13 protein-coding genes and 1 pseudogene are annotated in these 13492 nt (G+C 37.9%); 6 read left to right on the top strand and 8 right to left on the bottom strand.

The genetic code is table 11. The features are described 5' to 3' along the window. Positions 1 to 4: 4 nt before the first annotated feature. A complete protein-coding gene (gene cxpE / locus AC1PJP_RS06315; RefSeq protein ID WP_004790632.1) occupies positions 5 to 1198 on the bottom strand; it encodes a chloramphenicol efflux transporter CxpE in 1194 nt (397 codons plus the stop codon). Between the two features lie 135 nt (positions 1199 to 1333). Between cxpE and purM the strand changes: the two genes are divergently transcribed. Beyond that, positions 1334 to 2404, top strand: a complete 1071-nt coding sequence (purM, locus tag AC1PJP_RS06320) for a phosphoribosylformylglycinamidine cyclo-ligase (RefSeq protein ID WP_005307576.1) — start codon at positions 1334 to 1336, stop codon at positions 2402 to 2404. Beyond that, positions 2401 to 3030: a phosphoribosylglycinamide formyltransferase gene (gene purN, locus AC1PJP_RS06325; RefSeq protein ID WP_004790628.1), complete on the top strand. Its 630-nt coding sequence runs from the start codon at positions 2401 to 2403 to the stop codon at positions 3028 to 3030. Before purM ends, purN begins: the two co-directional genes overlap by 4 nt. Before the next feature lie 67 nt (positions 3031 to 3097). On the opposite strand, the gene AC1PJP_RS06330 is transcribed toward purN, so the two are convergent. After that, positions 3098 to 3907 (bottom strand): alpha/beta fold hydrolase, encoded by an 810-nt coding sequence (locus AC1PJP_RS06330; protein ID WP_479766683.1) that lies wholly within the window; start codon positions 3905 to 3907, stop codon positions 3098 to 3100. Between the two features lie 21 nt (positions 3908 to 3928). After that, positions 3929 to 4945, bottom strand: a complete 1017-nt coding sequence (sppA, locus tag AC1PJP_RS06335) for a signal peptide peptidase SppA (protein ID WP_004790623.1) — start codon at positions 4943 to 4945, stop codon at positions 3929 to 3931. A 133-nt stretch (positions 4946 to 5078) separates the two neighbouring features. Between sppA and AC1PJP_RS06340 the strand changes: the two genes are divergently transcribed. Beyond that, positions 5079 to 6062 (top strand): lysophospholipid acyltransferase family protein, encoded by a 984-nt coding sequence (locus AC1PJP_RS06340; RefSeq protein ID WP_416662045.1) that lies wholly within the window; start codon positions 5079 to 5081, stop codon positions 6060 to 6062. Here AC1PJP_RS06340 and AC1PJP_RS06345 read toward each other — a convergent pair. The 3 genes from AC1PJP_RS06345 to AC1PJP_RS06355 all read right to left on the bottom strand — a co-directional run bounded on the left by AC1PJP_RS06345 (position 6015) and on the right by AC1PJP_RS06355 (position 10445). Further along, the gene (locus AC1PJP_RS06345) at positions 6015 to 8447 is read right to left on the bottom strand and encodes a DNA internalization-related competence protein ComEC/Rec2 (RefSeq protein ID WP_479766684.1); all 2433 of its coding nucleotides are present in this window, start codon (positions 8445 to 8447) and stop codon (positions 6015 to 6017) included. The two genes, AC1PJP_RS06340 and AC1PJP_RS06345, sit on opposite strands and share 48 nt — an antisense overlap. Positions 8448 to 8530: 83 nt before the next feature. Then, complete coding sequence (lolD, locus tag AC1PJP_RS06350) at positions 8531 to 9217, bottom strand: lipoprotein-releasing ABC transporter ATP-binding protein LolD (protein ID WP_005307591.1); 687 nt, start codon at positions 9215 to 9217, stop codon at positions 8531 to 8533. Then, a complete protein-coding gene (locus AC1PJP_RS06355; RefSeq protein WP_004790618.1) occupies positions 9210 to 10445 on the bottom strand; it encodes a lipoprotein-releasing ABC transporter permease subunit in 1236 nt (411 codons plus the stop codon). Before AC1PJP_RS06355 ends, lolD begins: the two co-directional genes overlap by 8 nt. Positions 10446 to 10594: 149 nt before the next feature. Between AC1PJP_RS06355 and AC1PJP_RS06360 the strand changes: the two are divergent. After that, positions 10595 to 10675: pseudogene (locus tag AC1PJP_RS06360) on the top strand (PilZ domain-containing protein); the annotation flags it as partial. Between the two features lie 29 nt (positions 10676 to 10704). Here AC1PJP_RS06360 and AC1PJP_RS06365 read toward each other — a convergent pair. Beyond that, positions 10705 to 11613, bottom strand: coding sequence for a DMT family transporter (locus tag AC1PJP_RS06365; protein WP_005307596.1), 909 nt, complete (start codon positions 11611 to 11613; stop codon positions 10705 to 10707). Positions 11614 to 11620: 7 nt separating this feature from the next. Continuing rightward, complete coding sequence (locus tag AC1PJP_RS06370; RefSeq protein WP_081310814.1) at positions 11621 to 12109, bottom strand: YaiI/YqxD family protein; 489 nt, start codon at positions 12107 to 12109, stop codon at positions 11621 to 11623. Between the two features lie 245 nt (positions 12110 to 12354). On the opposite strand from AC1PJP_RS06370, the gene AC1PJP_RS06375 reads away from it, so the two are divergent. Together AC1PJP_RS06375 and AC1PJP_RS06380 are read left to right on the top strand one after the other, a co-directional pair. Next, positions 12355 to 13296: a hypothetical protein gene (locus AC1PJP_RS06375; RefSeq protein ID WP_111854492.1), complete on the top strand. Its 942-nt coding sequence runs from the start codon at positions 12355 to 12357 to the stop codon at positions 13294 to 13296. 33 nt (positions 13297 to 13329) lie between these two features. Next, complete coding sequence (locus AC1PJP_RS06380) at positions 13330 to 13476, top strand: hypothetical protein (protein WP_004790612.1); 147 nt, start codon at positions 13330 to 13332, stop codon at positions 13474 to 13476. Positions 13477 to 13492 lie beyond the last annotated feature (16 nt).

The following is a 13492-nucleotide window of genomic DNA, read 5'->3' on the forward strand; positions in this document are numbered from 1 at the left end:
GAAATTATTTCTGGTTAGGGGATTTCAGTTCATCTGTATCTTGCTGTGTTTTAACTTCAAGATCAAGCTTAGTGCTTTCGGTTTCTACATGAATTTGCTCAATATCGCCATGTTGGATCACTAATGTAGAAGGTGGAGCATAAAGTGAGCTTCTTTCATAATTCTCTCTTAAATGCTTCAACAACACTACAATAACAGCAGCAACAGGCAATGCAATTAACATTCCTAAGAAACCTGCAAGCTGTGCACCTGCCAATACGGCAAAAACAACTGCCACAGGAGATAAACCAATTTTATCACCCAGTAGGAATGGCTGAAGAATATAACCCTCTACCGCTTGGCCAATCATAAATACTACGCCAACCAGTAATAAATGCATCCAATCCAAACCGAACTGGAACAAGCTGGCAATAACAGCTGCAATAATACCTACGGCAAATCCTAAATAAGGAATAATACTGGCAAGACCAGCTACCATACCAATAATAAGACCAACTTCCAAACCAATGAGCTGCAAACCAACTGCATATACTACGCCTAGCAATAGCATGACGAGAAACTGACCTTTAACAAACGCTCCTAAAACGCTATGGCATTCACCAACGATCTGTAAAGTAGTTGCTTCATATGGGCGTGGAATGAGACGGCGTAAGTTTTGTAGCATACGGTCCCAGTCTAATAAAAAATAAAAAGCAATAATTGGAATTAGAACAACTGTTCCACCAATTTGAATAAAATTGAGGCCTGATTGTGCAAGCTTTAATAAGACAGCTTGAATACTATCGGCACTGTAATTTGTCTGAACATAATCCATGACAGCTTTGGACATTTGATCAGTATCAATTTCCATTTGCTGAACATTAAATGTCGAAGAAACCCATGGCAATAGTTCTGCATTAATCCAGTGAATTCCTGCTGGAATGCTATCTCGGGCGTAAACCAATTGTTTCCAGATCAGAGGAACCAAATACCATAATGCAATGGTTAGTGTTACACCAATTCCTATGAACACCACGCTAATTGCTAACCAGCGAGGCAATTTGATTTTTACCAGAACATCAACGAGTGGACTGAATAAATAAGCCAGGAAAAAAGCACCGATAAAAGGAATGACTACAGGCTTGAGTAAGTACAATACCCATACCAGCAATACAATACCTGCGAGTAAAAGAATACGGCGCAGTATACGATCTTGCATAAAATCTAGCCTTTTTTGATTTAATCGTTATAAATGAAAAAATATTTTTATTAAAGATAGCATTTTCGAGCATAAATAACATAAGAGTTTCGTATATTCAGGTTATAATCTGCCGCCAATGCGGAGACTTCATTTATGAGCAACTCAACTTCTACCCCAAATACCGGTTTAAGCTACAAAGATGCGGGTGTCGACATTGAAGCGGGCGACGCACTGGTCGATCGTATCAAGTCAGTCGCTAAACGTACAAGTCGTCCTGAAGTAATGGGCGGTCTTGGTGGCTTTGGTGCACTATGCAAAATTCCTAAAGGTTATGAAGAGCCTGTTTTAGTTTCTGGAACCGATGGTGTAGGAACTAAATTACGTTTGGCACTTAATCTTAATCGTCATGACACAATCGGCCAAGATCTTGTGGCTATGTGTGTAAATGACCTTTTAGTTTGTGGTGCAGAACCATTATTCTTCCTTGATTATTACGCGACTGGTCACTTAAATGTTGACGTTGCTGCAAATGTTGTTACTGGTATTGGTAAAGGTTGTGAGCTTGCAGGTTGCGCACTTGTAGGTGGTGAAACCGCAGAAATGCCAGGCATGTATGAAGGCGAAGATTACGATCTTGCTGGTTTTGCTGTTGGTGTTGTTGAGCAAAGCAAAATTATTGATGGCTCTAAAGTAAAGTCTGGTGACGTACTTATCGGTGTTGCATCAAGTGGTGCTCACTCGAATGGTTACTCATTACTACGTAAAATTTTAGACGTTAAAAACGTTGATTTAACTCAAGTGATTGATGGTCGTCCTCTTGCAGATGTTGCAATGGAACCAACACGTATCTATGTAAAACCAGTTCTTGAACTTTGCAAACAAGTTGATGTACATGCTATGGCACACATCACTGGCGGTGGTTTACCGGGTAACTTACCACGTGTATTACCAAATGGTGCTCAAGCGGTCATTGATGAAGCTTCTTGGGAATGGTCTGAGTTATTCCAACTTCTACAACGCGAAGGCAATGTAGAGCGCTTTGAAATGTACCGTACGTTTAACTGTGGCGTAGGTATGGTCATTGCTGTCGATGCAAATGATGCAGAAAAAGCAATTGAAGTGCTTAATGCTCAAGGTGAAAAAGCTTGGAAAATTGGACACATCCAAGAAAATGCTGAATCAGTGGAAGGCGCAGACGAAAAAATTCGTGTGATCTTTGCATGATAAAAATTGCTGTTCTAGTCTCTGGGAACGGCAGTAATTTACAAGCCTTGATAGATGCAAATCTATCAGGGCAAATTGTAGGTGTACTGTCTAATAAAGCAGATGCTTATGCCCTAGAGCGTGCTCAAAAAGCCAATATTGCTACGGCCGTTATTTCTCATAAAGACTTTCCAACGCGTGAAGTGTTTGATGAGGCAATGCATCAACAGCTCTTAGCTTGGCAAGTAGATGTGGTTATTTTAGCCGGTTTCATGCGCATTTTAACTCCCACCTTTGTCAACAAATGGCAAGGGAAAATGCTGAACATACATCCCTCACTTCTTCCAGCTTATAAAGGTGTGAACACTCATCAACGTGTTTTAAACACAGGTGATCGTTTACATGGTTGTACCGTACACTTTGTAACGGCTGAACTGGATTCTGGTCAATCAATTGCCCAATCCGCTATTTCAGTTAAAGAACATGATACTGCCGCTTCATTAGCAAATCGAGTGCATGCACTTGAGCACTTTATCTACCCACAAGTAGCAGAGTGGTTATGTAACGGTCAACTTACATGGAAAAATGGCCAAGCTTATTTCCGTGATCAAGTTCTTGAACACCCTATTCGTTTTGCAAATTGGTAAAACTTTTTACTCAAAAGCAAAAATAAAAAAGGACATGCCAGCATGTCCTTTTTTATAAGTCTAAAAATTAATTTGGCTGATGATGAATCAATTTCTTTATAGAATTCACTGTATCAATTGGATGTTCTAGAGGAAACATATGCCCACCCTCAACTACAGTAAATGGGATTCCCATTTTTCGCTTTGCCATTTGAGGAAAGCCCCTTTTTAAGAAATCACTTCCTTTACCTACAACTAAATGCACAGGCATCTTAGGTTTTGGCATAGGCAGCCACCACCAAGAAGGATTCTTACGGAAAATTGCAACTTCATCCTCACGAGAAATCGTTAAAGTTACTCCACCGCGAACCGAATCTTCTTTCAAAGCATAGTCGATGTAGGCTTGAAAACAATCTTCATCAAAATCTTTATAGAAACCTTTGGGACGCAGTAATTCAGCAGCCTGCTCTCTTGATTCCCAATGTTCACGACGGCGTGCAGATAAGCCTGCTGGAGTCATCGCATCAACCAATTTAGGACGAAATAATTTTGCCATATGAAATGCAAATGAATATCGCCCTAAAATAAGAGGCGGATCTAACATAATAACTTGAGAAAAGAGTTCAGGACGCTGAAAAGATGCCATCAACGTTAAAACAGAACCAAGAGAATGGCCAAGTCCAATCACTTTACGTCCTTTCGCCTGTCGCACAATACTGTCAATTACCTGATCAACCAAAGCAGGCCAATGGTTAGTCACAGGATAACGTTTATCAGGACCAATCAGGGGAACATAAATAATGTCATATTCCTCTTTCAACTGGTCAAACAGTTTTTGATACACTTTTGATGGCACGCCATTCGCATGAGCAAAGTGTATAACTGGTTTCATTGACATACCGCTATCCTAAAACAGATTTTATTGTAATTTTGCGCTTTGACGAGTCTGCACTTCTTGAGCAATAGATTCACTTACCCCTTGCCCGATTTGTGCCCCCATACGACCTAAAATGGATTGTAATGGGTTGCGCTCAATTGTGTAGTCAACTTTATTATCAAGGTTTAGTTCACGCATCAAGCTCGTAATGTTACCTGAACGGTCAGCAACGCCCAATTGGATTGCTTGTTCGCCAGTCCAGAATAAACCAGAAAAAATAGCTGGATCGTTCGATTTCAAACGCTTTCCACGCCCTTCTTTAACTGCAGTGATAAAGTGAGTGTGAACATTATCAAGAACAGATTGAATATGTTGCTTTTGCACAGGATCAATCGGTTTTGTCATACTTAAAATGTCTTTATTGGTTCCTGCAGTTAAAGTACGATCCTCAATGCCAAGTTTCTGAGCTAAACCAGTAATCCCATAGTTAGGCATAATTACACCAATTGAGCCGACTAGACTTGATGGATTGACAATAATCTCATCCGCAGCAGACGCAATATAATACGCACCTGATGCGCCCATATCACCAATTACAGCGTAAACCTTTTTATCTGGATGCTGTTTTTTCAAATAACGAATTTCCTGCCAGATTTCATCAGACTGAACTGGGGAACCGCCAGGCGAGTTAATATTAAGTGCAATAGCTTTACTATTTGAAGCTTCAAAAGCACGTTTAAGCGCTTTATTTGTATCTTCACTATTTACTGATTGATTACTCGAAGCATCAATAGTTCCAATAATATCCACTACTGCCAAATGAGCACTACTGCTACTTACAGCAGAGCCTTCTTTGCTGGTTGAACAGCCTTTACCCATGAGTACAATAATGAATAATAAATAAATAAAAGTTAATGTTTTAAAGAAGATTCCCCAACGGCGACTACGGCGCTGTTCCTCTACTGAAGCAAGTACAGCCTTCTCAAGAATTTGCCATTCTGGTCCATTTTGTTTAGGGATTATAGGTTCATTTTGTGGTTTTGGTGGCCAATCGGACATAAAATTCCAATCCAAATTAATCTAAAATGATGTCATTATATACGTTGATTTGATAAAAACTGTCTAAATAATATGATTTCATTTATAATAATTTTATCTTTTTTTAATTATTGCTTCCTTTTTACCGCGATAGATGACCAAATTAGATACAAAAAGCATGAACTACTACCTACTCAAAACTTTTAGCCGCCAGCCAATTCAATTTGGACGTTTTCTTGCTCGTATGTTGGCAGGGTTAATTAATACTTTAAAAATTACTAAAACATCAAAAAGTATAGAACTAAACCTACAAATCGCCCTCCCACATTTAACGCCACAGCAGCGAATAGAAATTACGCAACAAGCTATTCGTAATGAAGTCACCTCATACTTTGAATTTTTAAGTATTTGGGGCTCATCAAATAGTAAGAATATTTCACGTATTCACCATATTGAAGGTGAACATTACTTTCACGAAGCACTTGCAGCAAAAAAAGGTGTGGTTTTGATTGTTCCACATTTTGGTACATGGGAAGTCCTGAATGCTTGGTGTGCCCAGTTCACTTCAATGACAATTTTATACAAGCCCGTAAAAAATGAAGATGCAGACCGTTTTGTTCGAGAAGCACGTAGTCGTGAACAAGCTCACTTGGTTCCTACTGACGAAACTGGTGTAAGACAAATTTTTAAAGCCTTAAAACAAGGTGAAACTACCGTAATTTTACCTGACCATACGCCTAACGTCGGCGGCAGTATGATCAATTATTTTGGTGTTCCCCTTGCCTCAAGTAATTTAAGTACCAAGCTTATTCAAAAAACTAAAGCAAAAGCTTTATTCCTTTACGCGATTCGTAACGAAAATGACGGTTTTACGATGCACGTTGAACCTATGGATGAGAAAATCTACGAAGGTAGTGCCGATGATGGAACTTATGTCATTCATCAGGCTATTGAACAACTCATCCATCGTTATCCAGAACATTACCACTGGAGCTATAAACGTTTTAAAGCAAACCCTGCTTTAGATAATATTTATAATATTGATCCAGCCGAAGCTCTTCAAATTGTGGATAAGCTTAAAGCAGAAGCTTCACAAATTTCTGTGAAGCCAAGTACGCTCGAAACGTCGAGTGTATAAAATCATTTGATGATTCTCAGATACAAAACTTAATGTTCCTTGCTCAACTGTGCTTTTAAATGGAATATTAAGTTCTTGTATTCTCGCTAAAACCTCTTTGCTTGGATGACCATATCGGTTATTAAAGCCGGCAGATGCAATAACAAGCTTGGGATTTAACGTCGCCAAGAAGTCATAGGCTGAACTATGCTTACTACCATGATGACCTAATACCAAAACATCTATTTTTAAATCAGGATATTCTTTTATCAATTGATATTCCGCTTCCCATCCCGCATCCCCCATAATTAAATAATTCTGATAACCCTTTACCTGTTTTAAATGAATATAAACGACACAAGAAAATTCATTTTGGTTAGTAGTAACTAAATTTAAATCATTTTCTTTAGGCCAAAGTATCTCAATATCTAACTGTGGATATTGCCATTTTTGCCCTTGATGACAATAGGTAAATGGTTCTTTCACCTTCTCTGCCCATAGCTGATTTGATATGACTTGTTTGATAGGAAAAGCCTGAGCGATAAAAGGAAATGCCCCACTATGATCTTGATCAAGATGAGATAACACTACATGATCTAGTTGCTTAATACCTTTCTGACGTAAATATGGAATTACTACATTTTGACCAATACTGAAAGCCTTCTCATCATAAGAACCACCCGTATCAATTAACCATGTCTGCTCTGGATGTTGTAGAAAAATCGCTTGTCCTTGGCCTACGTCTATAACATTTAATTGAATTTGCTGTGAGGTTTTATTCGGAATGACTAAGGGTAAACAACATATAAGACTCCAAGATTTTGGTAAAACACCACGCGGTAAAAATAGAATAATAATGGCACAGCTTAAGCCTATCAAAGCCAGTGGTGTCAGATTAAAACCTTGCAACGGTAGAGATAATTTCTCTAAAAGACTAAAGCATGTCAGCACCATACTGAGCAAAATATCATTAATCTGAAAGAGTGCATTTCCAAGTGAATTAAAAATAAGCCACACACAAGCAGCGAAAATATTTAAAGGAACAATAACTCCTCCTAACAGAGGAACAGCAATAATATTTGTAAGAGGTGCTACCCATGAAATCTGCTGAAAGAAAATCAACATTAGAGGACACAGAGCAATAAATATTTTGCCCTGAGATTCAATTAGGGTTTTAGCTAAAAGAATTATTCTAGATAGCAAACTCAATGAGGCAAGATTTGGAACCTGTACTATGGTTTGATAAATGCGTAATAAAATAAAGCAAGAACCATAAGAGAGCCAAAAACCTGCCGATAAAACACTAAATGGATCAAAAAGTAAAAGTAGACTTGCGCTATAAACCAAGAGTGTAAATGGCTTAATAGGCAGTTTGACCAACAATAAAAAGGCAAATAAAAATACTGAAAGTAACGTTCTTAAGGCTGGAATTTCAAAGCCGACAAAAGCTGTATAAATCAAAACCCCAAAACATAACGGAATCATTGCTAAAATTTGCTTGGGTTGCCACAAATAAAGCTGGGGATAATAACGTCGTATTAATTGATGTAATCCCCAAGATAACAAGATTGCGAAAATGAGGACATGAGGTCCTGAAATGGCCAAGAAATGAGAGATTCCTAACTGCTTAAATTGATTTTTAATGTCTTCATTTAAAAGACTTTCATCCCCAGTTAGGAGCGCTAATAGCAATCCTTTATTCTGAAATGGAGATTTTTTTAGCATTAATCTAAATTTTAGACGGAGTTTTTCTATATTTAATTGTTGTCTAGTCAAAAAATTTTGTTGCTGTTTTAAGTGATTTTGATAACCCAACCGATAAATTTCATTAGAGTTTAAAGGCTCAATATGCTGAACACTGAAACCTGACATTATGTTTCGTTGAATGAACCATTGTTCTTGATCAAAAGCACCTGATACTGCATAACTATGAGCTGGTCTGGTTTTACCCGAAATTCGATAGTAATGACCTAATTGTAATTTTGGTCCCTCTATTAATGCACTCTCATTTTCATTTTTTAAATATAACAACCAATTCACCACATCGGATGACCGCCCTAGAACCTGAGCGAGTTGCTGTGTCTTATTATCTTTTTCTTCACTTATTCGGTCTATATAAACCACAATCTCTAAAGACTCAGGTTGCATCTCCCGTGTTTGTAGTCTTTCATTTAAGGCATGCTGAGCATACTGATGGCCTATAATAAAAAGGCTTAGACCACAGATTAAATAATAAACTCCTTTTAATATGGGACGATTTACAACAAGATGGCGCTTAAAAATATAAAACATTAAGCAGATAAAGAGCAAAACTTTACCAATCCAACCATATTGCGTTATGAGAGGAATATCTATTCCCATAAATGCAATACCTACAACCCACCCCAATAAAATAAGCTTTAACATTTAAAATCATATCGTTATCTTTTTAGGGGCAAAATTAAAGCCCAACTGAGTGGGCTTTAACAATGTGATTTAATGACAATTTTTTAAGAACCGCTTACCCACAGACCATCTTCCATATGCAAGATTGAATCTGCTGCCTGAGCTAATTGCTCATCATGAGTCACAATAAGCATAGCCATATTGAGCTCTTTCTTAAGATCAGTCAGTAATTCGAAAATACCAACAGCTGTTTTACGGTCCAAATTACCCGTTGGCTCATCCGCTAAAACTACGGCAGGTTTAGTGACTAAAGCACGCGCCAAAGCAACACGTTGTCGCTCACCACCTGAAAGCTCACCAGGTTTATGATCCATACGGTGAGATAATCCCACTCGATCTAGTAAATATTCAGCTTGTGCCTTTACCGATTTGTATTGGCTGTCTGCTCGAAGCATTAAAGGCATTGCCACATTTTCAAGTGCAGAAAACTCAGGTAATAAGTGATGGAACTGATAAACAAAACCAAGGTATTTGTTACGTTGAAAACCACGCTCAGCTTCACCTAAATTATCAAAACGCTGACCATTTAAAAATACTTGTCCTTGTGTTGGTTGCTCTAGACCACCTAACGCATGAAGCAAAGTACTTTTACCTGAACCACTCGCACCTACAATTGAAACAAACTGCCCTGCTTCAACTTGTAAAGAAAGACCTTTAATGACTTCAACTTTAGATTTACCGTCATCAAAATGTTTATATATTTCTTTCGCTTCTAAAACAATTTTACTCATAGCGCAGTGCCTCGGCAGGTTGAACTTTGGCAGCACGAAGCGCCGGATAGATAGTCGCCAAGAAGCTTAAAAGTAAAGAAACAATCACGATAATCGTCACATCTTGCCATCTTAAATAAGAAGGAAGGTAATGCACGAAGTAAGCATCAAATAGATTTAAGCCCAACACATTGTTAAACCATGAAATGATATCGCTAATGGTTAAAGCTAAAATTACACCTAAAACTGTACCAGCAACCGTACCAATCACACCAATCACGGTGCCTTGCACCATAAAGATTTTAGTAATCATTGATGGTGACGCGCCTAATGTACGTAAAATGGCAATATCTGATTTTTTATCAGTCACAACCATGACTAACGACGAAACAATATTAAATGCTGCAACCACAATAATAAGTACAAGTAACAAACCAACTAGTGTTTTTTCCATTTGAATGGCATTAAACAGATTGCCATGCGTATAGGTCCAGTTCGTTGCATAGAAATTGCTTGGTAAACTTTTTACCAAGTCATCTGCAACTTGTGGCGCGGCAAAAATATCATCTAGTTTTAAACGAACACCTTGAGCACCATCTGGTAAGCGTAATAAGGTTGAAGCATCATATAGAGCGATATAACCCACCATAGAGTCGACTTCAGCGCCTACACTAAAAATACCCACCACTTTAAAACGCTTGAAACGAGGTACAACACCGGCTGGAGATGGTGTTGCTTCAGGTAAAACCAATGTCACACTGTCATTTAGGCGTAAGCCTAATGAATCAGCCATATCTTTACCAAGCACAATACCAAACTCACCCTTTTTAAGTGAATCTAGACTCCCGGCAACAATATGATTTTGAATAATAGAAACATTCTTTTCATATTTTGGGTCAATACCAGTCACCATAATACCAGCGACTTGCCCTTGCGCGGTTAACATACCTTGCAATTGGGTAAAAGGTGCAACCCCAGTTACATGTGGATGATGTTCAACTCGCTTTACCAGTTCAGGCCAATCCGTAAGGATTTGTGTAGATGAAACTGTCGCTTGCGGCACCATTCCCAAAACACGGTTTTTCAATTCGCGATCGAAACCGTTCATTACAGAAAGTACCGTAATCAGCACTGCGACACCTAGTGTCAAACCGACCATCGAAACCAATGCAATAAAAGAAATAAAATGATTACTGCGTCTTGCGCGAGTATATCTCAACCCTATATACAGTGAGATTGGTTTAAACATACCTTCTAAATCCAAGGTGATTGATGGGAAATAGCAGATGCCAATGTCAAATTACATTCACATTTACTATTTGGCCATATCGTTAGATGCTGTATTAAGGTTTAAAAATCAGTAAGTTCTGATCTTCCCTTAACAATCCTAATATTATATTGCTGCGCTATTTTCTACTACTTAAGTTAGGAGATCAATTTGATCATGCATTTCGCTACGAATTAGAACAATTTAATGAATAAGCTCAACAAATTACCCCAATCTTCTCCTATTTAGACTTCATATGTTGAGCAAAGTTCCGGTTTGCCTGAATGTCTTTATAGAAATATAAAAAGAGTCCAGACAAGATGATTAAAGCTCCTACAAAAACCATAATCGAAAGTTGTTCATGATTTAAAGCAGCTCCAATCATCATCGCTAACATTGGTGTAATTACTGTCGTTAAAGATAAAGTCGTTGGCTGAATATTTTGTATAAGTTTGAAATAACAAAACATGGCGACTAATGAAGCCATGAGTACCGTATAAATTAGGGCAAATAAAGATTTAGCTTCTGGTAAATGTGTCGGTGCATATTGCCAAATAAATGGAATAAAACAACTAGCAAAAATAGAAGACACTAAAATAGAACCTGTTGCCTGAGCCATCGGCTGGATCTGCGCATTAACTTTTTTAACCCAGAAAATTGAAAAAGAATAAACGAACACACTGATCAGCATAAGGACAATACCAAACGGATGCACATGCTGATTTGCACCGCTCAGACAAATAATCGCTAGCCCACTGACCGCAATTGCCATGCCCAGCCATTGCAGCTTATAAAGTTGTTGACCAAATGCAAACCGACCAATAAGCCCTGCCATAATAGGTGCTAAGCCAAACATAAGTGCAATCATGCCTGAACTCAAATATTGGGTTGCAGCATAAGTAAAAATTTGGGAGCCAATTAAGCTAAAAGATCCGGCAATGTAGCTATGAACTGCTTGTCGATGAGTCGGAAAAGGTGTTCTTAAAATCAGTAATATGATGACAGCCAAAGGCAATGCAATAAAAAAGCGTAATAATAGTGCCCACATCAGATGTAAATCAGACACACTCCAAACAATAGCCAATGGAGTGGTTGCCCAAATGAACACTAACAAGGCATAAGTTAAAGCCAAATTGGTTTGCGATGGCATGTGATGCTCACTTAGCTGTTTTACGTTTTTGCTTTAAAATTGTTTGATCTAATGAACTTGAAAATTCACGCTTATCTCGCTCGGAAATAGGCGGTGGTCCACCAGTTTGCACACCCGCACCACGAAGCGTATCCATAAAATCACGTAGATGTAAACGTGCTTTAACATTCGCCGTTGTATAGACTTCACCACGTGGATGAATAGCAACACCTCCTTTCTCGATCACTTGAGCTGCCAGTGGAATATCCTGCGTAATGACAATGTCATTTTCAATCATACGATCAACTATTTCTTTATCGGCCTGATCAGCACCACTTAAAACCTGTATTGACTTAATACGAACAGAAGGTGTAATCCCAACATTCTGATTGGCAACAAAAATAACTTCTAATTGATAACGATCTGATGCACGCAAAATTACTTCACGTAAAATTTTTGGTAAGGCGTCTGCGTCTACCCATAGCTTAAATGGCAGCACGTTATTCTCTATTTCCACTAAAAATCTAAGTCTAACAGATGCTTTTCGAAGGTGAGTAGAAATAAACATTAAACTTATTTTTAATTTCAACATTAAAGTTTTTATAGATGAAGCTTACTTTTAATTTATAAATAGAAGCCGCATTTCTTTTTAAATGACTAAATATGTGCTTTTACAAGAGAATTTACACATGATGACTTGAAAAATAGTAAACACCCTCGATTTAATATAACAAGTAATGTGAACCCAACAGCATCGTGCTTATGAAAAATCAAAACAGTCCAGAAGTAATTAAAGTAAATGACCAAAATTTTGGTAGTCATGGCGAACATTGGAATCTATTGACGTCCCATCCTGAAACAGATGTACCAAAATGGTTAGGACTAGCACTTGATGCACCTGTAATGCCGATGGGCTTATGCGAACATGAAGAAGATATGGATCAATCTTTTTGGTTGATTCAAGGCCCACAAAACCAAAAAGTTACAATCAACCAGATTATTGCTGTTGAAAACCAAAAGCCTCGAGCACTCAAAACAGCCTTTCCAAGTTTTGAAAGTCCATATCAATATAATGCAAAAATTGAACGTATCATTACTTGTGACTCTGCGACGCAAGCCGTGTTAAGTTTAAGACTAAATAAAAATACAACTGTTTATGCATTTGATAATTTATTTAGCGTTAACGCTTGTCAATATGACAAAAATCAAAACTATCAAGTTCAATTTAATGCATGGGCTTATGAATTAGAACCGGTACCAGCAGGCGAGAAAATTGTTGTTGATGACCCAGCTTCAATTAAACATCACCGTGCATTAAATGCAATTTTGACTGAACATAATGGTGTTGCTCCTGAAAACTTACAGGAACTCATTAATGAATGGCAGCCAAAAACCCCAGAAGATCAAGAACCTGTAACTGTTGATTTTTCTAAAATGGTTGCATATTTATATGGCGAAAATCTTGGTCAAGAAGATGAAGCATGGTTCCAAGGTAATATTGTTGGCAAAACTTCTATGACATTTATGGGGGCAGAATATACCCTTTATGATGTCACTTTGGTTTTAGAAGATGATCTTCCTGCCATATTAGTGCGCATTGCGACCAAAAACGATTTGTATAAAAACTTTAATATTGGCGAATATATTCGCGGTAATATCTGGATTCAGGCGACTATTTGTGCTAAAAAGGGTGAAACTAATTGAATTTCACTAATATTTTAATAATTAGGTTATTGAATGAAGATTATACCCGAACAAACCACCAGCCTCATTCAATCTAGTAGCCTGCGCGTAAAGGTCGATACTGGTGCGTTTTGCTTTTTTGTATTGGGTATGTTTTTAGCTGCCATATTCATGCACCAACTTGGTTTAGTGCCTTTTTAGTTTATAAAATTTATTC

This window comes from Acinetobacter sp. V116_7 (assembly GCF_056735735.1).

Excerpts from the sequence above, each read along its gene's own strand:
- cxpE (WP_004790632.1), bottom strand. The coding sequence starts at position 1,198 with ATGCAAGATCGTATACTGCGCCGTATTCTTTTACTCGCAGGTATTGTA.
- purN (WP_004790628.1), top strand. The coding sequence starts at position 2,401 with ATGATAAAAATTGCTGTTCTAGTCTCTGGGAACGGCAGTAATTTACAA.
- AC1PJP_RS06340 (WP_416662045.1), top strand. The coding sequence starts at position 5,079 with ATGACCAAATTAGATACAAAAAGCATGAACTACTACCTACTCAAAACT.
- AC1PJP_RS06345 (WP_479766684.1), bottom strand. The coding sequence starts at position 8,447 with ATGTTAAAGCTTATTTTATTGGGGTGGGTTGTAGGTATTGCATTTATG.
- lolD (WP_005307591.1), bottom strand. The coding sequence starts at position 9,217 with ATGAGTAAAATTGTTTTAGAAGCGAAAGAAATATATAAACATTTTGAT.
- sppA (WP_004790623.1), bottom strand. The coding sequence starts at position 4,945 with ATGTCCGATTGGCCACCAAAACCACAAAATGAACCTATAATCCCTAAA.
- purM (WP_005307576.1), top strand. The coding sequence starts at position 1,334 with ATGAGCAACTCAACTTCTACCCCAAATACCGGTTTAAGCTACAAAGAT.
- AC1PJP_RS06355 (WP_004790618.1), bottom strand. The coding sequence starts at position 10,445 with ATGTTTAAACCAATCTCACTGTATATAGGGTTGAGATATACTCGCGCA.
- AC1PJP_RS06330 (WP_479766683.1), bottom strand. The coding sequence starts at position 3,907 with ATGTCAATGAAACCAGTTATACACTTTGCTCATGCGAATGGCGTGCCA.
- AC1PJP_RS06365 (WP_005307596.1), bottom strand. The coding sequence starts at position 11,613 with ATGCCATCGCAAACCAATTTGGCTTTAACTTATGCCTTGTTAGTGTTC.
- AC1PJP_RS06380 (WP_004790612.1), top strand. The coding sequence starts at position 13,330 with ATGAAGATTATACCCGAACAAACCACCAGCCTCATTCAATCTAGTAGC.
- AC1PJP_RS06375 (WP_111854492.1), top strand. The coding sequence starts at position 12,355 with ATGAAAAATCAAAACAGTCCAGAAGTAATTAAAGTAAATGACCAAAAT.